Genomic DNA, 25,472 nt, shown 5'->3' on the forward strand with positions numbered 1-25,472 from the left:
TCCAAATCACCGGCAAATGCTGAGCTCCAGCGAGATTGGGGCATTCTCGCCGCGACACCAGTTTGGCGTCAGTTTCGGAGATCAATATAAGCGCACACTAAAACAGGAAACGCTGTCTCATTGGAGATATCCATGCGAGAAATAGAAGCTGTTGATGTCGCGTCCGATCGGTCTTTCGGAGCCGTCGAATTCGGATATGTCCGGGAGGTATTTCTGGAGGACGAAGCCTGCTGGGGTCTGTTCGATTCCGAAGGCGATGTGATCTTCGTCGGCGACGACCTGGACGAATGCCGCTCCTTCGCTGCTAAGGAGGAGATCAGAATTCAGCTGATCCAGTAGGGTAGCGCGTCTTGCAGGTCTTTTCGCAACCGCAACCTCTGCCGCATCGACTTCAGTCAGCGCGATAAGGACTGGATATAATCGTGACTGACGATGGATTCCTCGCTTGTGCCCTCGCCGTAGATCTTGGCGAGGGTCGCATGCAGGTCAGGGGAGTAAAGAGCGCTCGACAGCTCAACCCGCTCGCCGCCTCTTTTGGTTTCCTCCCTGATCCTGAAAACCTCGTATTTGCACCGGCCGACTGCAACTGTCTCGCGTTTGGTTACCGACAGCTCCAGCGTCCACTTGTCGCTGGATTGTTGAGGATCGAGGGGGACGAAGGGGATCACGTGATGTCCTTCCTTCTTGATGGGCAGAAGCTTGCCCAAGCCATCTTGTGGAAAGATGGCGTAACGCTCATCGCTGCTGGAGCGAGACAGATCGAAAAGCCCTGATGCGAATAGACCGTCTGCTTCGAACTTCCGAACGAATTGCTTTTTGCGACCACAGGTCCTTGTGCCGGCCGGAATTCGCTTATCGCGTCCGAATTCCTCAATAAGAAACCGTTTTTTGCACTCTTGGCTGAAGGGCAATCGGCTGCATAAGAAGCAACCGGAAGGACAAGAAGCAGGAGAAAGCTGAAGGGGCGCCTTTTGATCATAGACTTTTGATGCCAGCGGATTAGGTATTCCCAAACGCTAGATCATCAGAATGAAAAGGTCGACAAGAACAATCTCATTGGTTGAGTTGCTCGCAGCTCCGACCGCTTGAGGAGTGCACCGGCCAACTCAGCCAGGGATATAATGGATGATTCGTTTTCGCCGCTCTTGAGCATCTGATTGTCGACGAAGTGGAGATCATTGTCGGCGAAGGCCGCATCTTTGACCTCATTGGCCTGGTCGGCGAAGTCAAGTCGGCAATGATGGTCGACGCCGTCGGCATGGCGCAACGTCTTCCATCGACTTCTCGGAAGGATTGGGCGGCATGTCGCAGCTCGGACTCGAGGGCAGCATCTGTCAAATCGAAAAGGCCGCCGTCATTTCCGATTGCGGCCGATTTCGCTACGAGCTGACGCGTGTGTGGGACAAGGGCGGGCCGCTGCTCGTCACCTGCATGCTGAACCCTTCGACGGCCGATGCCGACAACGATGATCCAACGATCCGCGCGCTGATCGATTTTGGTAGGGTGTGGAGCTATGGCGGCCTGCTGGTCGTCAACCTCTTCGCCTTCCGCTCGTCGAGCCCGATCGTGATGATGTCGTGGCACGATCCGCGCGGCCCGAAGAACGCCCAGTTCATCGATGCCGCCTTGACGCTCGCCCGCTCGCAGAACACGCCGGTTCTTGCCGCATGGGGCGCCAATGGCGCGCACCACACAAATGTGAACGATTGGGAAGATGGACAGGACTGGTTCTGCGCCCGCGCCCGCCACCAGTGCGTCGACCTTATCTGTCTCGGGCTGACGAAGGACGGATTTCCGAAACACCCGATGGCACGTGGCCTCCATCGCATCGCTCGGAACCAGCAGCCGGTCATGTTCCGGCCCGCAAGGAAGGCTGCGTCACAGCATTGGTGCACGAATCGGGGATTTTTCGGACGTAGTCTTTGATGCTATCGTCTATGCGGTGGGTGTCATGCGATGGACGGAATTCGGGCGCACATGCCAACATGCGATTGAGGAGGGCGCAGCCGACCGCGACCTCGTGCGCGCTCCAGCCCGCATCGCCGCCGAGATCGAGCCCCTTGATCGAGAAATTGCAGATCGCTGATCCCGGAGGACGGAGAGCGGGAAACTGAGATGAAGCAGGTCGTTGCGGATTCGCCAATCCTCCCGGTTCTTCAGGAAGACGATCCACGCAGACGACATCGGCAACATGACGCTGTGCTCAAACGATCTCGGCAACGGACTGGTGACTGGTGCGCCCAGGCCAAACTTCAAGACTGGCGCCGTTGACTGAGACGACAACCGCCAGACGACGGCCTATACGAATGATGAGGGTCGTTTTGCGTCGGTGGTGCCCCATGCCGGGGTCGAACCAGCACTTCTTTCGAAACTCGATTTTGAGTCGAGCGCGTCTACCAATTCCGCCAATGGGGCAACCGATACCAACGAGCCGGGTGTCTACCATGCGACCTGCGACCGCGCAAGACGGCGGGCGGGCTTATCAGGCTGATTTGATACGGCTTCCGGCTCGATGTTCCGTCGTAAACCCCTTTGCAATCAGTGTGCGGTAGCCGGTGCCGATTCTCTCAAGCCGGACTTCTTCAACGTGATCGCGAGGATCGAGGCGAGCAGGCAGAAGGCGCCGGCAACGAAGAAGGCCGGCAGGTAGCTCGACAGTTCGGTCCGTGAAAGGCCGGCGCCATAAGCAGCGGTTGCCGCGCCCAGCTGATGGCCGGCAAAGACCCAGCCGAAGACCAGACCGGCCTTTTCCCGGCCGAAGCGGTCGGCAGCGATCTTGACGGTCGGAGGAACGGTGGCGATCCAGTCGAGGCCGTAGAAGATCGCGAAGATCGAAAGACCGTAGAAGCTGAAATCGCTGAAGGGCAGGAAAAGCAAGGAGAGCCCGCGAAGACCGTAATACCAGAAGAGCAGCCATCGGTTGTCGAAGCGGTCCGACAACCAGCCGGAGCCGATCGTGCCGAAGAAATCGAAGATACCCATTACGGCTAGAACGCTGGCCGCCGCGACAGGCAGGATGCCAAAGTCGCCGCAAAGTGTCACGAAGTGAGTCTGGATCAGGCCGTTGGTGCTGAGGCCGCAGATAAAGAAGGTGGCGAACAAGATCCAGAAGGTCGAAGTTCCGGAGATCTCTTTCAGGATCGTCACCGGCGTCTTCAGCGCGCCGACAAGCGTTCCGCGTGCCGGCGGCGGCGTGACGTGAGCTTCGCCGAGCGAGGGCAAGTTTAAGTCCGAGGGCCGATCGCGCATGAAGGCAAGCACGGCGAGGGCTGCAACCATGATCATCGCGCAGACGAAGAAGACCGTGGAGCGCCAGCCGTAGCGTTCCGTTAGTTCCGCCATTAGCGGCAGGAAAACGAGCTGACCGGTGGCCGAGCTTGCCGAAAGCATCCCGACGACGAGGCCACGGTGCTTCGTGAACCAGCGCGCAGATATGGTCGCTGCAAGAACCATGGCCGTCAAGCCAGTGCCGAAACCGACGACGATGCCCCAGAGCATCAGAAGCTGCCAAAGCGATGTCATGAAAAGCGAGCCGACGAAGCCTACGCCGATCAGCGCAAGCGCAAAGACAATGACCTTGCGCACACCGAAATAGTTCATGAAGGCCGCTGCGAAGGGACCCATCAGGCCGAAGAGAACAAGGCGGATCGCAAGTGCGGAGGAGATCTGCGACGTTTCCCAGCCGAACTCGTCCTGCAGCGGCTTGATGAGCACGCCCGGCGCGCCCATGGCGCCGGCGGTGACCAGCATGGTCAGGAAAGTCGCGGCGACAACGATCCACCCGTAATGGATGTTGCGGCGTGCAAGGGTCGAGGCAAGCACAGTGGAAACCATGGGCAAGTTCCATTCGTGGGAATGATGGATGCATCACCGATTTAGATGATGATCATCATGTTTCTTGCGTATTGATGATGGGCGTCATATAATTTGTCAAGGGACTATTTTCGGAGCCGGTCATGCGCGTCAGTCGCGAAAAATTTGCAGAACACCGCCAGAAGATTCTGGAAGTCGCGGGCGTGATGTTCCGCGAAAACGGGTTTGACGGGGTGGGGGTCGCCGATATCATGAAAGCCTGCGGACTGACGCATGGAGGCTTCTATGGGCACTTCCAGTCAAAGGAAGAGCTGCAGCTGGAGGTCAGCCGGGCGCTGATTGCCAAGGTGGAAGTGCGGTGGAAGGCACTTATCGCCGACGCACCGGATCGCCCCCTGGATGCGCTTCTCGACCACTATGTTTCCTGGTTGTCCGTCGACAATCCGGGCTCGAGCTGTGTCTTCGTGGCGCTGATGGAAGAGGTGAGCCGCAGCAGCGGTGCGGTGCGGGAAACCTTTAACGACGGGCTATCCACGCTTGTCGATATCCTGGCGGAGATCGCTCCAGGAGAGACGCCCGAGGAGCGCCGCAAGAATGGCTTTACGACGCTCTCTTCAATGATGGGGGCCGTCAGTCTGGCGCGCGCGGTCGAAAATCGCGAATTGGCCGGTCAGTTCCTCTCGACGATGCGGGAAAAGCTGTCACCGGCCAATTTTGTCAGCGCCTGAGTGCGCCCGCAGGTACGTATCTGGCCTATTTGAAGCCTTCCACGTGATGCGGAACATAAGGCTCTTCGAGAGCGGCGACGTCATCGGCGGTGAGCTTGACAGCCAGTGCCCCGACCGCGTCCGAAAGATGATGCGGCTTTGAGGCGCCAATGATCGGTGCGGTCACCGCGCTCTTCTGCAAGATCCAAGCCGTGGCGATCTGGGCCCTGGAGACCTCATGTGTCTTCGCCAACCGGCCGACCGTATCGATGATTTTGCGGTCGGCATCCTGGGCCTGCCTGTAGAGTGTCTTGCCGAATTCGTCGGTTTCAGTGCGGGCGGTCTTTTCGTCCCAGTCGCGCGCCAGGCGGCCGCGCGCAAGCGGGCTCCATGGAATGACGGCGATCTTCTGGTCCTCGCAGAAAGGCAGCATCTCGCGCTCCTCCTCGCGATAGAGAAGATTGACATGGTCCTGCATGCTCACGAATTGAGTCCAGCCGTTCAGCCGCGAGGTGTAGAGCATCTTTGCGAATTGCCAAGCGTACATGGATGAGGCGCCGATATAGCGCGCCTTGCCGGCCTTCACGACGTCGTGCAGCGCCTCCAAGGTTTCCTCGATCGGCGTCGTGTAGTCGAAGCGATGGATCTGGAAGAGGTCGACGTAATCGGTGCCGAGCCGGCGCAGGCTGTTGTCGATCTCGTCGAAGATCGCTTTGCGGGAAAGACCAGCGCCGTTCGGACCGGGTCGCATGCGGTTGAAGACCTTGGTCGCAAGTACGATATCCTCGCGCTTCAATTCCTTGATCGCCCGTCCGACCATTTCCTCCGACGAGCCGTCGGAATAGGTATTCGCGGTGTCCAGGAAATTGATGCCAAGATCGATCGCCTGCCTGATGATCGCCAGGCTTTCCTTCTCGCCGAGCGTCCAGGCGTGATTGCCACGGCCCGGATCGCCAAAGCTCATGCAGCCGAGGCAGATCCTCGAAACTTCGAGGCCAGTGCCTCCGAATTTGACATAGTCCATGATTGACTCCGTAAATGAATCTCGACCCCCCGAGGCACCTTCGGCTGATGTAGGGCGCAATCGGTGGGATTGTCAGCAATCCCGGCCAAAGAAAAATTCCAGAGGCATCCGTGGGATCATGAGGTGGAGCTTGGAAACATGGGGTCGAGCAAACTTGCACTCCACCGCCACAAGGTGTTAGCTGGTGCAGCATTCACTGGATTTTAAGTATGAAACTTCCCGCCCGCGATCGCTATGATGGTCTTTATCGCGATTTTTCGTGGGAGATTCCGGAAGATTTCAACATCGGCCGGGCCGTCAGCGACGAATGGGCGGCGCAGGCGCCCGAACGCATCTGCCTCGAACATTTCAGTCCGGACGGCCGTCATTCGTCGATGACCTACGGTGCGCTGGCGGAGCGTTCTTCATCGTTTGCCAATGCATTGACGGCACTTGGCGTTCGTCGCGGCGATCGCGTCGCGTTGCTTCTGCCTCAGTGTTTCGAGACGGCGATCGCCCATGTGGCGATCTACAAGATCGGTGCAATTGCGCTGCCGCTCGCGCTGCTCTTTGGTGTCGAGGCGCTGGAATACCGGCTGAAAACGTCAGGCGCGGCTGCGATCGTCACCAACACGTTCGGGCTAGAGCGGGTAAACAAGATCCGCGAAAACCTGCCCGAACTCAGGACGGTCGTCAGCACCGATGGCGGCCAAGCGCTTGCTTTCGGAGCGCTCGTCGAGGCGCATCCGCCGCTTTTCGACGTTGCTGCGACAAGGCCGGAAGATCCGGCGTTGATGATCTTCACATCAGGCACGACGGGGCCTCCGAAGGGCGCCTTGCACGGCCATCGCGTTCTAGCGGGCCACATACCCGGTATGCAATTTGCGCATGAAAGTTTTGCCCAGCCAGGAGACAAGGTCTGGACGCCGTCCGACTGGGCCTGGGCGGGCGGGCTTTTGAATGCGCTGCTGCCAAGCCTCCTGCTTGGCGTTCCTGTCGTTTCCTCTCCGGCCCAGAAATTCGATGCCGACATGGCCTATCGCATCATGGCCGAGATGAAGGTGCGCAATGCCTTCATTCCGCCGACAGCGCTCCGCCTGCTGAAATCGATCAGTGATCCCCGCGCGAAATACGATCTCAATCTGCGTACTATCGGCTCCGCCGGTGAAGCGCTTGGTCGAGAAACCTATGAATGGGCGCGCCAGGCGTTCGGCATCACCGTCAATGAGTTTTATGGCCAGACTGAGTGCAATTTCGTACTCTCCTCCAGTGCAGGCTATGGTGTCACGAAGGCCGGTGCGATCGGCCGCGCGGTGCCCGGTCACCGGGTTGCCATCATCGACGAGAGCGGCGATGAAGTGTCGCCCGGCAAGACAGGCCAGATCGCAATCAAGGCGCCCGATCCGGTTATGTTCCTCGGCTATTGGAACGACGGCGAGGCAACCAGGAAGAAGTTCATCAAAGGCTGGCTGCTGACCGGCGATCTCGGTCGTCAGGATGAAGAGGGCTATGTCACATTCGAAGGCCGGGATGATGATGTCATAACCTCGTCAGGCTATCGCATCGGCCCTGCCGAAATCGAGGACTGCCTGTGCGGTCACCCGGCCGTGCAGCTCGCTGCCGTCGTCGGCAAGCCGGATCCGGTGCGCACCGAGATCGTCAAGGCCTATATCGTGCTTTCACCCGGCCGCACGCCCAGCGATGCGCTCGGCGCGGAAATCCGCGATTGGGTGAAGATGCGGCTTTCGATGCACGAATATCCGCGCGAGGTAGAATTCGTGGACGCGCTGCCGCTGACGACGACCGGCAAGGTCATCCGCAGACTTCTGCGTGAAAGGGCGGCCGGCGAGGGGCCGGGGCCTAGCCCCGCCGCGCGAGCGATATGATCTTCTCGCGCAGCATCTTCGCCATATTGCGGGTGCTGCGATACATATGCAACTGAGCGGCGGCCTGCCGGACATCGCGGTCGCCGTTCTGTGCAAGGCCGATCACCAGCGTTCCCATTTCCTCGCGCTCCTGCCAAAAGCGGCTCATGATGGGATGGTCCGGGACCGCGCAGGAATCTGAACGCACGATATTAGCATCGTCGAGATGCCACTCCGTCAGTTCGGCCATCAGCAGCTTGCCCGGAGAATAGCGGGCATAGGCCTCGTCGTAGGCCGTCTTCCAAGTATAGGCCTCGCCGCCCATCATCAGCACGACTGTTGCCGCAATTGCCTTGCCGTTCAGGTCGATCGTGTGAATGCGCACAGCGTCGATCGCCGCAAGGTTCGAGACGGCTTCGCGGGCGAAGGCCGTATGGTATCGGTCGGTTGCCAGCGCGCTACGTTTCTTGCCCTTCCAGCCGCCGGCTTCCATTGCCAGGAACTCCTCGAACCGTGCATGTATATCGCGGGGCTGGCGCGCGACGACATAGACAGCTGTACCGAGCTCTTCGAGCTGCCGCCATTGGCGGCGCATTTCCCGTTTGTGCGAAGAAGAGATGATACGGCCAAGATAGGCCATGGCGTCGTCATCGCTTTGCAGCATCGGCCGCTTTGATGGATTGGTGACCATGACCGGCAGGTTTCGGCCCAGCGCGACCGCCTTTGCCATCCGGGCAAAGATGCCGTTCAGGCGAATATCCGGCAACACCAGCGTTGCGGGAAGGTTCAGATCGCGCGCCGTCAAGCCTTCAAAGAGATTGTCCAGCGTCTCGGCCGCATCTTCGGCATCCACCAGGGGTGTGCCGAGCGGCGCGAAGCTGTTCGACCATGCACGGATGATCGAGGGGCCGACGGCAAAGCCGGGTCTTTCGATAGAAAAAGGCATCAGCAAACGCAAGCGGCTGCGCCGGCCGTTCTCATCGCGGATCAATGCGAAATTCACTTTCCGGTCTTCAAGCCGCGGCATGGCGGGCGCGAGGAAGCGGCCGGTGAAGAAAACATTCGGCTCCATTGCACGGTTCGAAAGGAAATCCAGTTCGTCCTGCAATTCATAGCCGAGCCTGCCCGGATAGAGGCAGAGCTCCCGGCCCGGACGTCCGATCTCCACGCGCGCTTCGGCCTGCGGCAGGTCGAAGTTTATCGAGGCGAGCTCGTGAACCATGCGATTGGCATTGGTATCGGTGCTTTCGGTGACGGGTGGGACACGCACCATAATCAGGCTCTCGTTTCTGTCGTTGCCGGCGGGCGGCTGAATGCAAAAAGGACAATGCCGAGCGCCCGGCGCACGGCGATGTGCAGCAGAATCGCTTCCACAACCATTGCCGATGCCGTCGCGATCGCAGTGCCGACGGTGCCAAGGTGCGGGATCAGGGCGATATTCAAGGAGACGTTTGCCGTGAGCGCCGCCGCATAGAGGGCAACGCAGAGGTTCTGCTTTCCGGCCATCATCAGCAGCGTTTCGGCCGGACCGACGAGGGCCTTGGCGAGGATGCCCGCAAGCAGGATCGCCATCAGAACATAACCTGCCGTAAAGGCTCCGCCGAAGAGCGACAGCAGCAACTGACCGGCTGCTACGACTGCGAGTCCGAGGGTCAGTGCGGGCCAGAATGTCCAGCGCGCAGCGTCGATTGCTGCTGCGGCAAGCTGCTCGCGGGTGCCTTCTGCGATGAGGCTGGAAAAGCGTGGGCCAGATGCAGCCTTTACCGAGAACATGATGAAATGCACCAGCGCCATCGTCTTTGCGGCGGCAAAATAGATCGCGACGTCATGCGGCTCGAGGAAGATGCCGACAACAACCACATCTGAATTGGTCAAGAGGAAGCTCACGCCTTCTACGAGGAAAATCGGGAAGGCGATGTTCAGCCAGTTGAGGAAATCGATCCTGCGCGGTCCCTCGCTGTAGTGGCGGCGCAGGCGAAGGAGTGTCGCAATGTACTGGCCGACGGCGGTGACATAGGTTGCTACAAGCGCGGCTTTCATGGCGGTGACGGCAGAATGCTCCGCACCCGCTCCCATCGCTGCCAGCATAAAGAGGATGATGAGGACAGGCCGGATGATGTAGACCGGGCTCAGCGCCATGACCGGCCAGTGATTGGCACGCGAGGTACCTTCCAGAATGTCGCCGAGCGCGATCATCGGCATGGCGAGAAGGCCAAGGAAGACAGGTATGAGATAGTAGGACTCGATCCTGTCGCCCAGGAAATGGAGTCCCGCCATACCGGCAGCCATCACCAGTGTTCCCGAAAGCATGGCGAAGGTGCGGGCCGTTCCCGTCAGGCCGCGAATTTCCTCGAAGGCGCCTGCAGCCTTGTACTGCGGCAGGAAACGAACGATCGCCGTGTGAAAGCCCAGGCAGGACAGATCGCCGAAAAGGACGATCAGGACCCAGACAAACACGAAGATCCCGTATTCATATTCGCCCATAAGGCGCGCGAGGATGATTTGTGAAATGAAGGCGAGGGCGGCACTCATTATGCGGATCGAAAAGGCGGTAAGGGCCATCCGCTGTGCGGTTGCCTTGTCGCCGTGACCGCTCAGAATCGCGGCAAGCAGGCGCAGCAGGCGGCTTCCCGCTGGACGCAGGCCTGCAGGCAGCAGTCTTTCCGCTGTTTCAATGACCGCCATTACGAACACGCAACACTCTGAACTCAGGCAAATCGTGTCGGAAGTCTTGTCAGATCAGGATTAAGAAACGGTTGTGGCGAGCACGTTATCCTTAACCGCCAGCCCGATTTCGCGCAAAAAGAAATGCCGCCCGAAGGCGGCATTCTTGAACTGGCTGCCCTCGCTCAGGCTTCGGCAAACGCACCGTGGCAGTGCTTGAATTTCTTGCCAGAACCGCATGGGCAGGGCTCGTTGCGGCCGACCTTGCCCCAGGTGGACGGGTTGTTCGGATCCCGGTTTTCCGGCGAGACGATCACTTCGGATGCCTGGTAGACCGGCGCGAAATCATTCTCGCCCGTATCGGGGTCCAGGTGCTGGGCTTGCATGACCGGCAATTCCGGCTCGGCAGGTGCCTGTTGCACCAGCTCGACGCGCATCAACTGCGCGGTCACGGCCTCGCGCAGGCTGTTCAGCAGGGTCTGGAAGAGCTCGAAGGCTTCGGATTTGTATTCCTGCAGCGGATCGCGCTGGGCATAGCCGCGGAAGCCGATGACGGAGCGCAGATGATCGAGGTTGACGATGTGCTCGCGCCAGAGATGGTCCAATGTCTGCATCACGATCGAACGCTCGACATAGTGCATGATATCCGGGCCGAAGCGCTCCGCTTTTTCGGTGAAGGCAGCATTGGCAGCTTCCGTCAGGCGTTCGCGGATGTCGTCTTCGCCAATGCCTTCTTCCTTCACCCAGTCCTCGATCGGCAGATCGAGGTTGAGAAGTGCTGCAACCTGCTCCTTCAGTCCGGCAGCATTCCACTGCTCGGCATAGGCGCGCTCGGGAATATGCTTTTCGACGAGGTCCTCGATGACTTCGCGACGCATGTCCGAAACAGTCTCGGAGATGTTTGAAGCTTCCATCAGTTCGAGGCGTTGTTCGAAGATCACCTTGCGTTGGTCATTCAACACGTCGTCGTATTTCAGCAGGTTCTTGCGGATGTCGAAGTTGCGGGCTTCGACCTTCTTCTGGGCGCGCTCCAGAGCCTTGTTGATCCAGGGATGGACGATTGCCTCGCCTTCCTTGAGACCAAGCTTTTGGAGCATGCCGTCCATTCGATCGGAGCCGAAGATGCGCATCAGGTCGTCCTGAAGCGACAGATAGAACTTGGAGCGGCCCGGGTCGCCCTGACGGCCGGAACGGCCACGGAGCTGATTGTCGATGCGACGGCTTTCATGGCGTTCCGTCGCGATGACGTAGAGTCCGCCGGCGGCGATCGCCTGCTCCTTGAGTTTCTGGATTTCCTCGGCGATCGTTGCAATCTTGGCGTCGCGTTGCGGGCCAGGCTCGACCTCGCCAAGCTCGCGCTCGATGCGCATGTCGAGGTTGCCGCCGAGCTGGATGTCGGTACCACGGCCCGCCATGTTAGTCGCGATCGTGACTGCGCCCGGCACGCCTGCTTGTGCAACGATATAGGCTTCCTGCTCGTGATAGCGGGCGTTCAGGACCTGGAAGTCCTTGAAGCCCTGCTTGCGCATCAGCTCAGCCAGAAGTTCGGATTTCTCGATGGAGGTCGTGCCGACGAGCACCGGCTGGCCGCGTTTCTGGGCGTCTGCGATCTCGGCGATGATCGCCTTGTACTTCTCCTCGAAGGTCCGGTAGACCTCGTCGTCTTCGTCGATACGCTGGATCGGCAGGTTGGTCGGCACTTCGATGACATCGAGGCCGTAGATGTTGCCGAATTCTTCCGCTTCCGTCTGCGCCGTACCGGTCATGCCGGCGAGCTTTTCGTACATGCGGAAATAATTCTGGAAGGTGATCTGCGCCAGCGTCTGGTTTTCCGGCTGGATCTGCACCTTTTCCTTGGCTTCCAGCGCTTGGTGCTGGCCCTCCGAATAGCGGCGGCCCGGCATCATGCGGCCGGTGAACTCGTCGATAATGACGATTTCACCATTTCGCACGATGTAGTCCTTGTCGCGCTGGAAGAGTTTGTGGGCCTTCAGCGCATTGTTGACGTGATGGACGATCGCGACGTTTTCTATGTCGTAGAGCGCGCTGCCTTTCAGGAGGCCGGCCTGCTTTAGGAGCCCTTCGAGCTTTTCAGTACCAACTTCAGAAAAATTCGCCGAACGTTGCTTCTCGTCGATTTCGTAATCTTCTCCCGACAAGAGCGGAATGAAAGCGTCGATCGTGTTATAGAGATCGGAGCGGTCGTCAAGCGGACCGGAGATGATCAGCGGCGTGCGTGCTTCATCAACCAGGATCGAGTCCACTTCGTCGACGATCGCGAAGTTGTGGCCGCGCTGGACCATCTGGCTCTTCTCGTACTTCATATTGTCGCGAAGATAATCGAAGCCGAGTTCGTTGTTCGTGGCGTAGGTGATGTCGCAATTGTAAGCGGCAGCGCGCTCTTCATCCGACAGTCCATGGACGATGACGCCCGTTGTGAGCCCGAGGAAATTGTAGATGCGGCCCATGTTGGCGGCGTCGCGGCGGGCGAGATAGTCGTTGACGGTAACGACATGAACACCCCTGCCGGAGAGCGCATTGAGGTAGACGGGAAGCGTCGCAACCAGCGTCTTACCTTCACCGGTCTTCATTTCGGCGATGGCGTTGGAATGCAGGATCATGCCGCCCACAAGCTGGACGTCAAAAGGACGCAGGCCGAGTACGCGGCGCGAGGCTTCGCGCACGACGGCGAACGCCGGAACGAGGATGTCGTCGAGCGTCTTTCCATTCGCCAGCATCTTGCGGAATTCGACCGTCTGGGCGGCGAGCTGTTCGTCGCTCAGCGCCCTCGTCTTCTCTTCGATCGAGTTTATGGCGGCGACTTTCGGCTGGAAGGACCGCACGCGGCGATCATTGGCAGAGCCAAATATTTTGCGGGCGAGACCGCCGAAGCTGACCATATGACTGGTCCTTTCTCAATATTCTTCCCCGGCTTTTCTTATACGCACACCCGGCCGAAAATCAGGCACACGTCTCGAAACGCCAGGAAACTTTTCTGGACGCGAGGTTGCGTGACAGATAAGAGGGGGGTCGAATGATGTCAACGGATTTGGCTGATATAGAAAGGCCACATTCCAGTGTTGATGGCTGTTTTTGGCTGGACTCACGAATGCTGAAGCCGGTGATGTAACTCTGAAAGGTTATTGGATGTTGAGCTACAACAAACTCGCCATGATGGCGCTTGCAACTTTTGTTGCGCTTCAGGCGCCGGTCTATGCGGAAGACAAGCCGGATGCAGTCGTTGCCAAGGTCGGCGACCTTGAGATCCATCAGTCGGAACTCGACCTGGCCGTCGCCAACCTCGACCCGCAGCTCGCGCAGCTCCCGGACGATCAGAAGAAGGTCGCGGCACTTTCGGCCGCGATCGACGTCAAGCTGCTGGCCGGCGATGCCGCTGCCGAGAAGCTCGATCAGACCAGTGAATTCAAGAAGCGCATGCAGTATCTCTCGGATCGCGAACTGCATAATGCCTATTTCAAGAAGCATGTCGTCGATACGGTTACCGACGATGAAGTGAAGGCGCGCTACGACAAGGAAGTCGCAGCCCTTCCCAAGCAGGAAGAAGTTCATGCTCGCCACATCCTCGTGAAGACCGAGGAGGAGGCCAAGGACGTCATCAAGCAGCTGGATGGCGGCAAGGACTTTGCAGAGCTTGCCAAGGAAAAGTCAACCGACCCGAACAAGGCGGACGGCGGCGATCTCGGCTACTTTACGAAGGGTCGCATGGTCAAGGAATTCGAGGATGCGGCCTTCTCTCTCGAAAAGGGCACCTATTCCAAGACGCCCGTGAAGACCGATTTCGGCTTCCACGTCATCAAGGTCGAAGACAAGCGCGACGCTCCGCCGCCCCCGCTTGACCAGGTCAAGGACCAGGTTCGTCAGCTTGTCATGCGCGACAAGTACCTTGCACTCCTTGCCAAGGCGAAGGAAACCTCCAAGGTCGATATCATGGACGAAACGCTCCGCAAGGGTTACGACGACGCGAACAAGCAGCAGGCGCCAGCACCGCAGCCGCAGCAGTAATTTCCACTAAGGGCCCGGTTCTTCCGGGCCCTTCACTATCCTCTGTTGTCGCATTCGACGGCGAACCGATTTTCAAGGTCGCCTGAAAATGCCTATAGCCAGGTCGATCCTCATGTCCGGTTCCGTTTCTCCGCTCGCTCCGAAAACCTTTGCCACGATGCCGGCGCTGCGCGGTGTGCGCATGGCGACCGCTTCTGCAGGCATCAAGTATAAGAACCGGACGGACGTGCTGATGATGGTCTTCGACAAGCCGGCCGCCGTAGCGGGGGTTTTCACGCGATCGAAGTGCCCGTCGGCGCCCGTCGACTTCTGCCGAGGCAATCTGCCGCATGGCGTGGCGCGCGCCGTCGTTGTCAACTCTGGCAACGCCAATGCCTTCACCGGCCTGAAGGGGCGCCAGGCGACGGCCTTGACGGCAAAGTCGGCTGCCGCTGCCGTCGGCTGCGCCGAGAATGAAGTCTATCTGGCGTCGACCGGCGTGATCGGCGAGCCGCTGGATGCGACGAAATTCGCAGGTGTTCTCGACAGGATGAATGCCGAGGCGACTGGTGATTTCTGGTTCGAAGCCGCCAAGGCGATCATGACCACGGATACCTATCCGAAGGTTTCGACGCGCAGTGCCGAAATCGGCGGCGTGAAGGTGACGATCAACGGCATTGCCAAGGGCGCCGGCATGATCGCACCCGACATGGCGACCATGCTCTCCTTCGTCGTCACGGATGCCGATATCGCGCCGGCCGCCCTGCAGGGACTGCTTTCGGACGGCGTCGGCCCGACCTTCAATTCGATGACGGTCGATAGCGATACGTCTACCTCCGATACGCTGATGCTGTTTGCGACGGCCGCCGCCGCCGAGGACGGCCAGGTCCGCATCGAACGTGCCGACGATCAGCGCCTGGCCGCCTTCCGCACGGCGCTCAATGAAGTACTCAAGGACTTGTCGCTGCAAGTTTGCCGTGATGGCGAAGGCGCCACCAAGATGCTCGAAATCAGCGTGACCGGCGCCGAGAGCGATGCGGCCGCCAAGCGCATTGCGTTTTCGATCGCGAATTCGCCCCTGGTGAAGACGGCTGCCGCCGGCGAAGACGCCAATTGGGGCCGCATCGTGATGGCCGTCGGCAAGGCCGGCGAGATGGCCGATCGCGATCGACTTGCCATCTGGTTCGGCGATGTCCGTGTCGCGGTTAACGGAGAACGCGACCCCGATTACTCCGAGGAGGCGGCCTCGAATGTGATGAGGAAGCAGGAAATTCCGGTAAAAGTCGATATCGGGCTCGGCACGGGTGCGGCTACAGTCTGGACCTGCGACCTCACAAAGGAGTATGTGGCGATCAACGGCGATTACCGGAGCTGATCGTTCATTGACTGAAACATTGTCCCAAAAGGCAAATTTGCCGCTTGTACGCAGGCTGGAAGCTGTCGGTTTCCGGGCGTGGCCGGCCTCTTCCGTGCAATACGACGGCAGTTGGCAGGTCAGGCTGACGGCGGGCCATCCGTCGAACCGGCTGAATTCCATCGTGCCGCTCGACCCTTCCGATCATCGCGACGTCGAAGTCCGGCTGGAGAAGGCCAGCCGCAAATTCGACGCTTATGGCCGCCCGGCCGTTCTTCGCCAGACACCGCTTGCGTCGCCGGTCCTGATCGATCTCGTCAAAGAGCAGCAATGGACCCATTTCGATGAGACGATCGTCATGACCTGCGACCTGGCCCATGCCGAACTGCCCGATACTCTCGATCACCTTCCGACGCATGACATCGGCCGCTTCGTCGATGCCAATCTCGCGACGGATCAAGTCTCCCCGAAGCTGAAGCCGGCGCTTGCGGAAATCATTAACGCGATCGGACCGCCGTGCGGTCTCTTCATGATCGAGGACCTGAAAACCGGGCCGCTTGCAACCGTGCTTTGCGTTCAGGACAACGATCTTGCCGGCATCATGTCGCTTTCGGTGGCCAAGAAGCGGCGGCGAGAGGGGCTCGGCCTCGAAATCCTGACCTCTGCCCTTCGCTGGGCGCGCATGCGCAGTGCCCGCTCGGCCTGGCTGCAGGTCAAGGCTGCTAACCTGCCGGCTTTGGCGCTCTATGACCGTCTCGGTTTCCGTGAAGCTTACCGATACAGCTACTGGCGCCGGGAACAGCCGCAATGAGCGAAGCCGGCAAGAATATTTTGCTGGTTGCCGCCTGTGCGCTGATCGATTCCGACGGCCGCATCCTTCTGGCACAGCGTCCGGAGGGCAAGTCGCTCGCCGGCCTGTGGGAGTTTCCCGGCGGCAAGGTCGAACCTGGCGAGACGCCGGAGGTAACCTTGGTGCGCGAGCTCGAGGAGGAGCTTGGCGTCAAGACCAAGGTCGCCTGCCTCGCGCCGCTGACATTTGCCAGCCACAGCTACGACACATTTCACCTCCTGATGCCACTTTATGTCTGCCGCCGCTATGAGGGTATTGCCCACGGCAGGGAGGGTCAGGCTTTGAAATGGGTAAAACCCATGGCTCTCAGGGATTATCCAATGCCGCCGGCCGACGAGCCGTTGATCCCCATGCTTCAGGATCTACTTTAGCGAATAATTGCTTCTTTGCGGCAAAGTACCGGTTTCGGCCGGAGTTATTAATCGATCGTTTATCACCTTCTGCCAAAGATCGGCCTCACTCAAGCAACTGGCGTGTGAGTAAAAGGCTTGACGCATGGACGACGATTTCTGGAAAGCTGTCCGGGAGAAAGAACAAAGCTCGAATGCTTCGCGCAGGACAGGCGCGCTCAATCTCGCTTTGCTTTTCGGCACCGCGGTCGTTGCCCTGACGCTCATCCTCACGCCGATGCTCGCCGACAAATCCAAGTCGAGCGTTTTCGCCAGCGTTCCGGCCGAGTTCGATACGATCACGACCGGATCGATCCCGAGAACCGAAAACGGCAAGCGCTACACGATCCGACGTAGCGTCCTGCAGGAGACACCCGGCTCGGTCTGCGTTGTCCAAGGATATGGTTCAGGAGCCGGCTGCTGAGGAAATCGGATATCCGCCTTGGCGGGAAAGGTTGGGCATGCGCATTCTGAAAGCTTTCCTTGCAGATGTTCGCGGCGCGACTGCCGTCGAGTATGGCCTGATGGCCGCCCTGATTTCAGCCGCCGTTGTCGGGGGGCTGACGACCTTCGGAAACAGCCTGCAAAACACCTTCAATACGGTGTCCAACAATCTCGACAGTCACTAGGCGCGCACCTTCACTGCTTCAGCTTGTGCTCTTCCACACGCAGAGCATCGGCAAGGCGCGCTTTCGCCGAGCCCGGCTGCAACGGCTTCTGCTGGCTTTCATGCGGTGCCCATCCTGAAACATAAATGATCGAGAACGTGGCCCTGATACGCCCGTCCGGATCGGAATAGCGCTCGGCATAGATTTCTGCTGCGCGCAGAAAGAATGCGCGGCTGGGCGGCTTGCGGCTGCGGGCGGTGAGAGGATTGGTCATGCCCATGGCGCGCAGGTCCTTCATCAGCGGGAAGACGGAATCGTAGCGGACGGTATAGGTCTCGGCGTCGATTACCGGCAGCGCGAAGCCGGCGCGCTGGAGGAGGCCGCCGACATCGCGAACGTCGGCGAACGGAATCACGCGTGGGCTCGCGCCGCCGGTCATCTCCGCTTCCGTTGCAAGCAGAACATCCCTGAGTTCCTGGAGAGTGCCTGCTCCGGGGATCGCTGCAAGAAACAGGCCGTCTGGCTTGAGAGCGCGGCGAATCTGGATGAAGACGCCGGGGGTATCATTGGTGAGATGCAGACAGAGTGGCGCAAGAACGAGGTTGGCCGACTGCGGCTCGATCGGCACGTCCTCAAGCGGCGCCAGGGCCAGAACTTCATTCGGCGCGGCAAATCCCCGTTCCGCCTCGACCCGGATCATCGTACCGATCTTGCCTGTCGCGACTGCCGTTCGCGCCGCTGCTCCTGTCATCCCGTGCAGTTCCACGGCGGTCTCGAAATGGCGTTCGACGACAGCCAGACGATCGGCAAGTTCTGTGGCGGCGATATCCAGAAGAAAGGCAGCTTTCGGATCGTCGTTTTTCAGTGCGCGACGGCGGTTTGCAGCGATCGCGGTCCGGTCGAAGATGATATCCATGCGCATGTCCATAATCCTGCGCGCCAAGGGCGGCAAGCTAGTTCTCGCCCGATCTCGGCGCAGGTAAGCGCCGAGGCGATCTGAAATCCTCTTCCTTCGACCGGCTCCGCTCGCCCTCCGCTCACGATCATGCCGTCGGCGATCTCGTCTGCCCCCCACAGATATCGCGACCGCACCGATGCCGGCGTGGATAATTCGCGCCAGGAACGGCATGGTCGGGGCCGAGATCTGCTGGTTCCGGTTCGCCGTCACCGCTCCTCGTATGCTGTCCCGTCAGACGGCGGAGCTTGCCTGCAACCCCGCGTTCTTCGGTGTGCGGACGCCGTGAACATCATGGTTTTTGGCCTTTGCAAGGGCTTTCTCCGAACCTATATGACAGAAAGATACCGACATCCGTCTGGAGATAAAGTATGGCACCAGTCACCATCTATACGCGGCAATACTGCGGCTATTGCGCGCGCGCAAAATCTCTTCTCGAAGACAAGGGGATAGATTATGTCGAATACGACGCGACCTTTTCGCCGGACCTCCGTCAGGAGATGATTGGCAGGTCAAATGGCAGGACGACATTCCCGCAGATATTCGTAGGCGGGCAGCATGTTGGCGGATGCGATGATCTTTATGCTTTGGACCGGGCCGGCCGGCTCGATGCGATGCTGGTAGCTTGAGGGAAGTCCGATGACGTTCAAGGCCGCTGCCGTTCAGATGTGTTCCGGAGTCGATCCCGCGAAGAACGCGGCCTCGATGATGCACTTGGTGCGTGAGGCAGCAGCCCAGGGTGCGATCTATGTGCAGACGCCGGAAATGACCGGCATGCTCCAGCGCGACAGGGTTGCCGCGAAAGTGGTGTTGCGCGACGAGACGGACGACATCATCGTCAGAACGGCATCCGCACTAGCTGCCGAACTCGGCATCTACCTGCATGTCGGCTCGACGGCCATCGCACTCGACGACGGTAAAATCGCCAATCGCGGCTTTCTTTTCGGCCCGGAAGGCAAGATCCTCAATCGCTACGATAAGATTCATATGTTCGACGTCGATCTCGATAACGGCGAAAGCTGGCGGGAGAGTGCCGCATATCGTCCGGGCTCGGAAGCGCGCGTCCTGTCGCTGCCGTTCGCGGAAATGGGCTTTACGATTTGCTACGATGTTCGCTTTCCAGCGCTTTTCCGCGCCCAGGCGATTGCCGGGGCGGAAGTCATGACGGTGCCTGCCGCATTCACGAGGCAGACGGGCGAAGCGCATTGGGAAATCCTGCTTCGCGCCCGCGCCATCGAAAACGGGGTTTTCGTCATTGCTGCGGCGCAGGGCGGGCTTCATGAAGATGGCCGCGAGACATACGGGCATTCAATGATCATCGATCCCTGGGGCAAGGTTCTAGCCTCGACCGGGGGTACCGGCGAGGCGGTGATCGTCGCGGACATCGATCGAACTGCGGTCAAGGCCGCGCGTGACAAGATTCCGAATCTGAAGAACGGCCGTGAATTCTCGATCGAAAAAATTACAGGGGCCGTCGTGGGAGGCGTCGCCACTTGATCCGTTATTCCCTCAGCTGCGAGAATGCCCACGAATTCGAAGTATGGTTTTCCGAAAGTGCCGATTTCGACCGGCAGATCGCGTCCGGTTACCTCACCTGTCCGGTCTGCAATTCCACATCCATCTCCAAGGCGCTGATGGCGCCATCCGTCTCGACTGCCCGCAAGAAGGACGAGATGAAGACACTGGCGATGGATGCCGCGCGCCGCGACGCCTTTGAGAAGCTGAAGGCAGCCGTCGCTCACATCAAGGCAACCGCCGAGGATGTCGGCGCGCAGTTTCCCGAAGAGGCTCGCAAGATTCACTACGGCGAGGCGGACGCCCGCGGCATCATCGGACAGGCGACGATCGACGAGGCCCAGGCGCTGCTCGAAGAAGGTATCGAAATTGCAGCGCTTCCGGTCCTGCCGGAAGACGTGAATTGATCGCTATTCGGGCCGCTTCGCCAGCAGCATGTAGTTCACGTCCATATCCTTGGACAGGTTCCACTGGTTCGACAGCGGATTGAAGAAGACGCCGGTGCGCTCGATGATCGTCATGCCGCTCGCCGCAAGCGGCTTTTCCAGCTCTTCAGGGCGAACCAGCTTTTCATATTGATGCGTGCCGCGCGGCAGCCAGCGCAGGATATTCTCGGCGGCAAAGATCGCGAGTGCGGCGGCCTTCATCGTGCGGTTGATGGTGGCGACGAACATCAGCCCGCCAGGGCGCACCATCCTGGCGCAGGTGGTCATGAAGAAATCGACGTCGGCGACATGTTCGACGACTTCCATGTTCAGCACGATATCGAAAGTCTCGCCTGTTTGCGCAAGCTGTTCGGCAGTGACTGCGCGGTAATCGACCGTGACGCCAGACGCTTGTGCGTGTGTCGAGGCTATGCCGATGTTCTTTTCCGAGGGATCGGCACCGACAACACTTGCCCCCATGCGGGCCACAGGTTCCGAAAGCAGGCCGCCGCCGCAGCCGATGTCAAGTACGCGCAGACCTTCCAGCGGACGCGGGCTCTTCTGGTCGCGGCCGAAGTTTTCGGCTGCCTTGTCGCGGATATAAGTGAGACGTACCGGATTGAACTTGTGCAACGGCCTGAACTTGCCGGTCGGGCTCCACCACTCCGCCGCCATTGCGGAAAAGCGGTCCACCTCGCTCTGGTCGATCGTGCTTTTTGCCGCGTCGCTCATGACCCTGCTCCTCGCGTTCGTCGTGAGTGAAGTCGGACGTTCAGCAGCATAAGTCAAGAGCCGGGAAAACGGGGAACGGCAAGACGCGCCTCCAGTGCGGCGCCTATCGCCAGGACGTGTTCGTCGGCAAAGCGACGTCCGACGATCTGCAGCCCGACCGGCATGCCGTTCGCTGCGGGACCGACCGGCAGTGAAAGCGCGGGCAGTTGCGGCAGCATGTTGAAAGGACAGGTCATGTCGAGCCCGGCGAAACGGCCGTCCGGACAGGTCGCGACATAGTCGTCGTCAGTTCCGTTGGCGGGCGGAGCGGTGATGGCGCAGGTGGGGCACAGCAGGGCGTCGTAGCTCTCGAAGAGCTTTGCCATATTGCGCCACATTGCGCTGCGCAGCAGTTCCACGCGCTTGTAGGCGGTGGCGTTCATTGAATAACCGCGCTCGATCATCGCTACCACGGCGGGGTCCATTTTCTCCCGGTATTCGACGATTGTCTCGCCGAAGAAGCCAGACATGAAGACGCACCAGAGATCGAACCATCCATCGTTAACCGCGCGCGTCCAATGCATCGGGACTTCATCGACGGTGGCGCCGGCCCGGCGCAGCTCCTCCACAGCATCGCGTATCGCCTGCTCGACCTCGGGCTGGATACGATAATAGCCGAGGTCCATTGACAGTGCGAAGCGCTTGCCTTCCAACCGGCCGTCTCGTGCCGCATGTGACATGAAGCCGATCGGCAGCGAGGAAATGTCCTCGTCGCTTGGACCGCAGGCCGCTTCCATGAAGGCGATTGCGTCTTCCACCGTGCGCGCCAGCGGTCCGAAATGCGAAATGTTGTCGAAAACGCTGGGCAGAATGGTCATCGGAATTCGTCCGAGGCTCGGTTTCAGACCGACCGTGCCGCAGAATGCGGACGGAATACGCACGGATCCGCCCATATCCGTGCCCTCCGCAAAGGGCACGACGCCGGTCGCGACCGCAACGGCCGACCCACCGGAGGAGCCGCCCGAGGTGCGCTCCGGATCCCACGGGTTGCGGGTCACGCCCCAGCGCGGGCTTTCGGTAAAGCTCGCAAAGGCGAATTCCGGCGTTGTCGTTTTTCCCATCAAAATGGCACCCGCCGCTTGGAGACGGCGGATGCAGAGCGCTGTTTCGGTGGGCACCCAGTCGCCCTTTGTCCATGAGCCAAGCGTCGTCAGATCGCCTGCGGTCGGCGTGAGGTCCTTGGCGGCGAACGGTACACCGTGTAGTGCGCCAGTTGCTTCGCCGCGGGCGGCCGCGCGATCCGCCTCGCGGGCCGCTTCGAGCGCCTGCTCCTCACGAAGGACAGTGAACGGATTCAGCGTTTCACGCACCGCCTTGGCGCGGCGCAGAGATTCCGCCACAACGTTTTCGGAGGTGAACCGACCCTGGCAGATGCCGCTTGCGATTTCCAATGCAGGAAGGTCGAGCGGATGTGGCGTGGCAGTTTCCAGTGGCTTGCTCATCGTGGCTTCTGCCGGCGTGAAGGAGTGCGTGCTTTTTTGCGGCTCTTGGCTTCACCGGATATAGTGACGCATCTTCGATCAACCACGTGCTTGCTGCAAAAAGTCTGCTGCAGAGCGCATTTTCGACAGGGATGATGCGGTAGCCGAGCAATTCCTAGAGGGTCGCCATCACGCACGCTTCAGTTTTGCCGCCTGTAATTCCCAGTGTTTCGAGCGGTTGCGCCTGACACACTGTAGGAGCCTGCCGTCAAGCCATGAAGAGGTTGGCGGCACAAGCTCTTGCAATGGAGGCACGAGTTCCAGCATCTCTTCCAGCAACTGTCCGCCGGTCATCGTCACCGCTTATCGCAATAGTTCCGCCACGAGCCTTCGCGGTACCCTTTGGTTGCCTGGATCGTGTGAAGGTCATGCGACTGGTCTCTTATCCAGGCAATCACGGTCAACGGAGAGGATACTCTCATGCACTCCCCATGCCAGGGCGCATCGGGGCTGCCTGTCGACACAGATATGTCGCTCATTCCGAACCGCCCTTTGTCAACGGCGCCTCCGACCTCTAACCCGGCATACGTTGGTTCCTTGAATTATTGAAACTCGTTGCGGCCCAAGGCGTTATCCCGCAAGCGGATTAAGGCGGCTCAGATGACGAACAAAGGCACCGGCAGCGACGATTTGCCCGACGGCGTCACTGATCATCGCGGCTTTCAACGGCGGGTCTGGATCGTTCAGCGCGTTGCCTGGTTCGTCTTCGGCCTTATCCTTGCGGGCTGCCTCTTCGGCGCGTTGGGGAAGGGCGGATATCTTTCACGCGCCTTGGTGGAAACGCCCCAAGGAACGGTCGACTATCCAGCCATCTCGCGATGGAACGCGCCGGACGAGATTCATGTTCGGTTCGGACCTGGCGGTGCGGACTGCGTCTTCACGGTCGATGCAGCGTTTCTGAAAGGCTTCTTCGTCGAGGGCATCGATCCGCCACCAAAGGCGGTGACGACCAAAGCCGGGTCGATCCATTATCAGTTTACCGGCGATCCAGGCATGCCGATCGATGTCAGGTTCCGCCTGCACACCCAGTCGCCGGGCTTTCATCGCATCCGTCTCGGCATCGGCGATCACGTTTCGGCGCCGCTGGTCTTGATCCTTCCGTGAGGAGAACTCGATATGGAAAGCGTTATTCGCGGCCTTTCGATCTATTTTGCCCTCCTTGTCATCATACGCCTGTCTGGACGCCGGACGCTCGCGCAGATGACGCCGTTCGATCTCGTGATCCTGTTGGTGGTCTCCGAGACGACGCAGCAGGCGATGCTCGGCGATGATTTTTCGATAACCAACGCGATCGCGCTGATCTTGACCCTGTTTCTTGCGGATATCCTGCTCTCCTATCTCAAGAGCTGGTCACCGCTGGCGGGCAAGGTCATCGACGGCGTTCCGACCATACTGATTGCAAACGGGGTTGCGGATCAGGAGGCCTTGCGCGGCTGCAGGCTGCAGATGGAAGACGTGCTCGAGGCGGCTCGCAATCAACAGGGTGTCGACAGCGTCAAGGACATCCGCTTCGCCATCCTCGAGGTGAGTGGCGCCATCAGCATCATCAAAAATCAATGAGCGCTGAGCCGCGTTTCGAAGGCCAGGAAGAAGACGGCTTACGGAATCGCAAAGATGCTGATTTCGTGAGTGATGCCGCGAAGCGTGACTTTTTGCGACATGGGATTGAGGCCGCGATCCGTCAGGAGGCTGAAGGCGCGCGGGTCGCCTAACACCGAGCCGGTCGCGAAGATTTCGCGCGATGTGGCCAGATGTTGGACCCGCGAGGCGATGTTCACCGTCTGCCCGAAGTAATCCTGCCGTTCGTTCAGGTTCACGGCGATGCATGGTCCCTCGTGGATGCCGATCTTCAGAAGCAGATCTTCGCTGCCACGTTCCTGGTTGAGCTTGCGCATCGCCTCGCGCATTCGCATGGCCGCGATGACTGCGCGGTCGGGGGTCGGGAAAGTGGCCATCACCGCGTCGCCGATTGTTTTGACGACAGCACCCGCTTCCGCGCCAACGATGTCGTTGAGAATGCCGAAATGCGTTTTCACGAGGTCGAATGCAGCGAGGTCGCCTACTCTTTCGTAAAGCTCGGTCGAACCGCGCAGATCGGTAAAGAGAAAGGTCAGGCTGGTGATCTTCAACCGCTGATCCACTTCTATCGTGTCGGTGCGATAGATGTCGCGGAAGGTCTGGTTAGAGAGCAGGCGCTTGGCAGTCAGGAACGGGCGGCGGCGGCCGAGCAAACCATGAAGGGCCTCGTTTGCAACGCAAACCGATGGCAAGGTGCGGACTTCGGTGTGGTTCTCCACCGAAATGCGTACCGGACCTGGCCTCAGCTCAAGGGGCTCGCTGTGCCGGTGTGCGCGATCGAATACAAGCGAGAGGCTCTGTCGCTCCTTGGTTGGCGCGCCTTTGATATCCAGGAACTGCGCTGCATGGGTGACAGGTTCGAAGATGATGACGAAATCCGAAGGCAGCTGCAAGGAGATGACGGCTTTCTCTCCCGGCGGCAGTTCGAGGCATTCAAGCACGAATTCGTCGACCTTCGCCTCAAAATCCTCCTCCGGCAGGTCGACACCTGAACTCCAGTAGATCTGGCGGAAATATTCCAAGGGCGGCAATTCGTGCGGATTGTGAGCGGCAATGCGGCGCACGCGCGGGCTGACAGTGAAGGTGACTTCGACCATCTCGTCCAGCGTCGGCTCGTAGCCCGCAGCACACAGTGCGCAGTTATACTCGTCGCTCTGGACGGTCCTCAGCGAGGTATTGGCATCGAGCACCCCACCACAGCCGGGACACAGCACGTTCCATGACAGATCGAATATGCCGAGGCGGGACGCATGCAGAAATGCGTTGACCACCGGCTCCTCGCCGAGGTCCTCGCTGGCTGCGAAGGCAAGCGCATTGATACGGCAAAGCATGCGGTCGGGTCCGTCACGGACGAGCCGCTCCATAGCGTTTACGATTTCCGGCTGCGCCGACTGGCGCAGTTGTGCGAATAATGACCGAGCCTCACTCATGACAAACATCCTACACCGAATCCGATACGCGATCAGCGGATTTCCTCAAGGTGGCTGAGATT

26 protein-coding genes and 1 tRNA gene are annotated in these 25,472 nt (G+C 59.7%); 15 read left to right on the forward strand and 12 right to left on the reverse strand.

The window, feature by feature from the left end:
• Window positions 1-132 precede the first annotated feature (132 nt).
• The gene (locus tag EV130_RS28590) at window positions 133-339 is read left to right on the forward strand and encodes a hypothetical protein (RefSeq protein WP_074062671.1); all 207 of its coding nucleotides are present in this window, start codon (window positions 133-135) and stop codon (window positions 337-339) included.
• 56 nt (window positions 340-395) lie between these two features.
• On the opposite strand, the gene EV130_RS28595 is transcribed toward EV130_RS28590, so the two are convergent.
• Together EV130_RS28595 and EV130_RS28600 are read right to left on the reverse strand one after the other, a co-directional pair.
• Window positions 396-911 (reverse strand): hypothetical protein, encoded by a 516-nt coding sequence (locus EV130_RS28595; protein WP_081377124.1) that lies wholly within the window; start codon window positions 909-911, stop codon window positions 396-398.
• A gap of 113 nt (window positions 912-1,024) precedes the next feature.
• The gene (locus EV130_RS28600) at window positions 1,025-1,267 is read right to left on the reverse strand and encodes a hypothetical protein (RefSeq protein ID WP_132662376.1); all 243 of its coding nucleotides are present in this window, start codon (window positions 1,265-1,267) and stop codon (window positions 1,025-1,027) included.
• Between the two features lie 35 nt (window positions 1,268-1,302).
• On the opposite strand from EV130_RS28600, the gene EV130_RS28605 reads away from it, so the two are divergent.
• The gene (locus EV130_RS28605; RefSeq protein ID WP_132553906.1) at window positions 1,303-1,926 is read left to right on the forward strand and encodes a DUF1643 domain-containing protein; all 624 of its coding nucleotides are present in this window, start codon (window positions 1,303-1,305) and stop codon (window positions 1,924-1,926) included.
• Between the two features lie 404 nt (window positions 1,927-2,330).
• Here EV130_RS28605 and EV130_RS28610 read toward each other — a convergent pair.
• Window positions 2,331-2,415, reverse strand: a tRNA-Leu gene (locus tag EV130_RS28610).
• Between the two features lie 123 nt (window positions 2,416-2,538).
• Entirely contained in the window at window positions 2,539-3,834 is a 1,296-nt protein-coding gene (locus EV130_RS28615; RefSeq protein WP_132662378.1) for an MFS transporter, read from the reverse strand.
• A gap of 122 nt (window positions 3,835-3,956) precedes the next feature.
• Here EV130_RS28615 and EV130_RS28620 point away from each other — a divergent pair, with 122 nt between their 5' ends.
• Entirely contained in the window at window positions 3,957-4,541 is a 585-nt protein-coding gene (locus tag EV130_RS28620; protein ID WP_132662380.1) for a TetR/AcrR family transcriptional regulator, read from the forward strand.
• A gap of 25 nt (window positions 4,542-4,566) precedes the next feature.
• On the opposite strand, the gene EV130_RS28625 is transcribed toward EV130_RS28620, so the two are convergent.
• Window positions 4,567-5,544: an aldo/keto reductase gene (locus EV130_RS28625; protein WP_132662382.1), complete on the reverse strand. Its 978-nt coding sequence runs from the start codon at window positions 5,542-5,544 to the stop codon at window positions 4,567-4,569.
• A gap of 209 nt (window positions 5,545-5,753) precedes the next feature.
• Between EV130_RS28625 and EV130_RS28630 the strand changes: the two genes are divergently transcribed.
• Entirely contained in the window at window positions 5,754-7,409 is a 1,656-nt protein-coding gene (locus EV130_RS28630) for an AMP-binding protein (RefSeq protein ID WP_132662384.1), read from the forward strand.
• Here the strand turns inward: EV130_RS28630 and EV130_RS28635 are convergent.
• The 3 genes from EV130_RS28635 to secA form a co-directional block, all read right to left on the reverse strand.
• A complete protein-coding gene (locus EV130_RS28635) occupies window positions 7,384-8,661 on the reverse strand; it encodes a GNAT family N-acetyltransferase (protein WP_074062664.1) in 1,278 nt (425 codons plus the stop codon). The genes EV130_RS28630 and EV130_RS28635 overlap by 26 nt on opposite strands.
• Before the next feature lie 2 nt (window positions 8,662-8,663).
• Window positions 8,664-10,073 (reverse strand): lipopolysaccharide biosynthesis protein, encoded by a 1,410-nt coding sequence (locus EV130_RS28640; protein WP_074062663.1) that lies wholly within the window; start codon window positions 10,071-10,073, stop codon window positions 8,664-8,666.
• A 164-nt stretch (window positions 10,074-10,237) separates the two neighbouring features.
• Window positions 10,238-12,952, reverse strand: a complete 2,715-nt coding sequence (secA, locus tag EV130_RS28645) for a preprotein translocase subunit SecA (RefSeq protein ID WP_074062662.1) — start codon at window positions 12,950-12,952, stop codon at window positions 10,238-10,240.
• Window positions 12,953-13,199: 247 nt separating this feature from the next.
• Between secA and EV130_RS28650 the strand changes: the two genes are divergently transcribed.
• From EV130_RS28650 to EV130_RS28675, 6 genes are all read left to right on the forward strand, one after another.
• Window positions 13,200-14,075 carry a peptidylprolyl isomerase gene (locus EV130_RS28650; RefSeq protein WP_074062661.1) on the forward strand — a complete coding sequence of 292 codons (876 nt, stop codon included), beginning with the start codon at window positions 13,200-13,202 and terminating at the stop codon, window positions 14,073-14,075.
• A gap of 112 nt (window positions 14,076-14,187) precedes the next feature.
• Entirely contained in the window at window positions 14,188-15,429 is a 1,242-nt protein-coding gene (argJ, locus tag EV130_RS28655) for a bifunctional glutamate N-acetyltransferase/amino-acid acetyltransferase ArgJ (protein WP_132662392.1), read from the forward strand.
• Entirely contained in the window at window positions 15,398-16,219 is an 822-nt protein-coding gene (locus tag EV130_RS28660; protein WP_074062659.1) for a GNAT family N-acetyltransferase, read from the forward strand. Before argJ ends, EV130_RS28660 begins: the two co-directional genes overlap by 32 nt.
• Window positions 16,216-16,629: an 8-oxo-dGTP diphosphatase MutT gene (mutT, locus tag EV130_RS28665; RefSeq protein ID WP_132553901.1), complete on the forward strand. Its 414-nt coding sequence runs from the start codon at window positions 16,216-16,218 to the stop codon at window positions 16,627-16,629. Before EV130_RS28660 ends, mutT begins: the two co-directional genes overlap by 4 nt.
• 124 nt (window positions 16,630-16,753) lie before the next feature.
• Complete coding sequence (locus tag EV130_RS28670; RefSeq protein ID WP_092588440.1) at window positions 16,754-17,071, forward strand: hypothetical protein; 318 nt, start codon at window positions 16,754-16,756, stop codon at window positions 17,069-17,071.
• A gap of 37 nt (window positions 17,072-17,108) precedes the next feature.
• Window positions 17,109-17,276: a Flp family type IVb pilin gene (locus EV130_RS28675; protein ID WP_074063352.1), complete on the forward strand. Its 168-nt coding sequence runs from the start codon at window positions 17,109-17,111 to the stop codon at window positions 17,274-17,276.
• A gap of 10 nt (window positions 17,277-17,286) precedes the next feature.
• Here the strand turns inward: EV130_RS28675 and EV130_RS28680 are convergent, their stop codons facing one another.
• Window positions 17,287-18,171: a methyltransferase domain-containing protein gene (locus tag EV130_RS28680; protein ID WP_074063351.1), complete on the reverse strand. Its 885-nt coding sequence runs from the start codon at window positions 18,169-18,171 to the stop codon at window positions 17,287-17,289.
• Between the two features lie 410 nt (window positions 18,172-18,581).
• Between EV130_RS28680 and grxC the strand changes: the two genes are divergently transcribed.
• From grxC to EV130_RS28695, 3 genes are read left to right on the forward strand one after another with little or no spacing between them, the layout of a single operon-like run.
• Complete coding sequence (grxC, locus tag EV130_RS28685) at window positions 18,582-18,839, forward strand: glutaredoxin 3 (protein WP_074062656.1); 258 nt, start codon at window positions 18,582-18,584, stop codon at window positions 18,837-18,839.
• 10 nt (window positions 18,840-18,849) lie between these two features.
• Entirely contained in the window at window positions 18,850-19,707 is an 858-nt protein-coding gene (locus EV130_RS28690; protein ID WP_074062655.1) for a carbon-nitrogen hydrolase family protein, read from the forward strand.
• Window positions 19,704-20,132: a DUF1178 family protein gene (locus EV130_RS28695; RefSeq protein WP_074062654.1), complete on the forward strand. Its 429-nt coding sequence runs from the start codon at window positions 19,704-19,706 to the stop codon at window positions 20,130-20,132. Before EV130_RS28690 ends, EV130_RS28695 begins: the two co-directional genes overlap by 4 nt.
• A 3-nt stretch (window positions 20,133-20,135) precedes the next feature.
• On the opposite strand, the gene ubiG is transcribed toward EV130_RS28695, so the two are convergent.
• Window positions 20,136-20,882: a bifunctional 2-polyprenyl-6-hydroxyphenol methylase/3-demethylubiquinol 3-O-methyltransferase UbiG gene (gene ubiG, locus EV130_RS28700; protein WP_074062653.1), complete on the reverse strand. Its 747-nt coding sequence runs from the start codon at window positions 20,880-20,882 to the stop codon at window positions 20,136-20,138.
• Between the two features lie 53 nt (window positions 20,883-20,935).
• Complete coding sequence (locus tag EV130_RS28705; RefSeq protein WP_132553897.1) at window positions 20,936-22,363, reverse strand: amidase; 1,428 nt, start codon at window positions 22,361-22,363, stop codon at window positions 20,936-20,938.
• Between the two features lie 639 nt (window positions 22,364-23,002).
• On the opposite strand from EV130_RS28705, the gene EV130_RS28710 reads away from it, so the two are divergent.
• Window positions 23,003-23,506, forward strand: a complete 504-nt coding sequence (locus EV130_RS28710) for a hypothetical protein (protein WP_132553895.1) — start codon at window positions 23,003-23,005, stop codon at window positions 23,504-23,506.
• Between the two features lie 12 nt (window positions 23,507-23,518).
• The gene (locus EV130_RS28715; protein ID WP_074062650.1) at window positions 23,519-23,962 is read left to right on the forward strand and encodes a DUF421 domain-containing protein; all 444 of its coding nucleotides are present in this window, start codon (window positions 23,519-23,521) and stop codon (window positions 23,960-23,962) included.
• A 38-nt stretch (window positions 23,963-24,000) separates the two neighbouring features.
• Here the strand turns inward: EV130_RS28715 and EV130_RS28720 are convergent, their stop codons facing one another.
• On the reverse strand, window positions 24,001-25,410 hold the full coding sequence (locus tag EV130_RS28720; RefSeq protein WP_132662386.1) for an adenylate/guanylate cyclase domain-containing protein: 1,410 nt from the start codon (window positions 25,408-25,410) through the stop codon (window positions 24,001-24,003).
• Window positions 25,411-25,472: the final 62 nt, after the last annotated feature.

Origin of the sequence: Rhizobium azibense (assembly GCF_004342325.1) — a bacterium.
Classification (GTDB): domain Bacteria; phylum Pseudomonadota; class Alphaproteobacteria; order Rhizobiales; family Rhizobiaceae; genus Rhizobium; species Rhizobium etli_B.

Coding starts and splice junctions, on each gene's coding strand:
- EV130_RS28635 (WP_074062664.1), bottom strand. CDS start 8,661: ATGGTGCGTGTCCCACCCGTCACCGAAAGCACCGATACCAATGCCAAT.
- EV130_RS28690 (WP_074062655.1), top strand. CDS start 18,850: ATGACGTTCAAGGCCGCTGCCGTTCAGATGTGTTCCGGAGTCGATCCC.
- EV130_RS28705 (WP_132553897.1), bottom strand. CDS start 22,363: ATGAGCAAGCCACTGGAAACTGCCACGCCACATCCGCTCGACCTTCCT.
- EV130_RS28605 (WP_132553906.1), top strand. CDS start 1,303: ATGTCGCAGCTCGGACTCGAGGGCAGCATCTGTCAAATCGAAAAGGCC.
- EV130_RS28615 (WP_132662378.1), bottom strand. CDS start 3,834: ATGGTTTCCACTGTGCTTGCCTCGACCCTTGCACGCCGCAACATCCAT.
- argJ (WP_132662392.1), top strand. CDS start 14,188: ATGTCCGGTTCCGTTTCTCCGCTCGCTCCGAAAACCTTTGCCACGATG.
- EV130_RS28625 (WP_132662382.1), bottom strand. CDS start 5,544: ATGGACTATGTCAAATTCGGAGGCACTGGCCTCGAAGTTTCGAGGATC.
- mutT (WP_132553901.1), top strand. CDS start 16,216: ATGAGCGAAGCCGGCAAGAATATTTTGCTGGTTGCCGCCTGTGCGCTG.
- EV130_RS28630 (WP_132662384.1), top strand. CDS start 5,754: ATGAAACTTCCCGCCCGCGATCGCTATGATGGTCTTTATCGCGATTTT.
- EV130_RS28640 (WP_074062663.1), bottom strand. CDS start 10,073: ATGGCGGTCATTGAAACAGCGGAAAGACTGCTGCCTGCAGGCCTGCGT.
- EV130_RS28650 (WP_074062661.1), top strand. CDS start 13,200: ATGTTGAGCTACAACAAACTCGCCATGATGGCGCTTGCAACTTTTGTT.
- secA (WP_074062662.1), bottom strand. CDS start 12,952: ATGGTCAGCTTCGGCGGTCTCGCCCGCAAAATATTTGGCTCTGCCAAT.
- EV130_RS28715 (WP_074062650.1), top strand. CDS start 23,519: ATGGAAAGCGTTATTCGCGGCCTTTCGATCTATTTTGCCCTCCTTGTC.
- EV130_RS28720 (WP_132662386.1), bottom strand. CDS start 25,410: ATGAGTGAGGCTCGGTCATTATTCGCACAACTGCGCCAGTCGGCGCAG.
- EV130_RS28670 (WP_092588440.1), top strand. CDS start 16,754: ATGGACGACGATTTCTGGAAAGCTGTCCGGGAGAAAGAACAAAGCTCG.
- grxC (WP_074062656.1), top strand. CDS start 18,582: ATGGCACCAGTCACCATCTATACGCGGCAATACTGCGGCTATTGCGCG.
- EV130_RS28590 (WP_074062671.1), top strand. CDS start 133: ATGCGAGAAATAGAAGCTGTTGATGTCGCGTCCGATCGGTCTTTCGGA.
- EV130_RS28660 (WP_074062659.1), top strand. CDS start 15,398: ATGTGGCGATCAACGGCGATTACCGGAGCTGATCGTTCATTGACTGAA.
- EV130_RS28620 (WP_132662380.1), top strand. CDS start 3,957: ATGCGCGTCAGTCGCGAAAAATTTGCAGAACACCGCCAGAAGATTCTG.
- EV130_RS28675 (WP_074063352.1), top strand. CDS start 17,109: ATGCGCATTCTGAAAGCTTTCCTTGCAGATGTTCGCGGCGCGACTGCC.
- EV130_RS28710 (WP_132553895.1), top strand. CDS start 23,003: ATGACGAACAAAGGCACCGGCAGCGACGATTTGCCCGACGGCGTCACT.
- ubiG (WP_074062653.1), bottom strand. CDS start 20,882: ATGAGCGACGCGGCAAAAAGCACGATCGACCAGAGCGAGGTGGACCGC.
- EV130_RS28680 (WP_074063351.1), bottom strand. CDS start 18,171: ATGGATATCATCTTCGACCGGACCGCGATCGCTGCAAACCGCCGTCGC.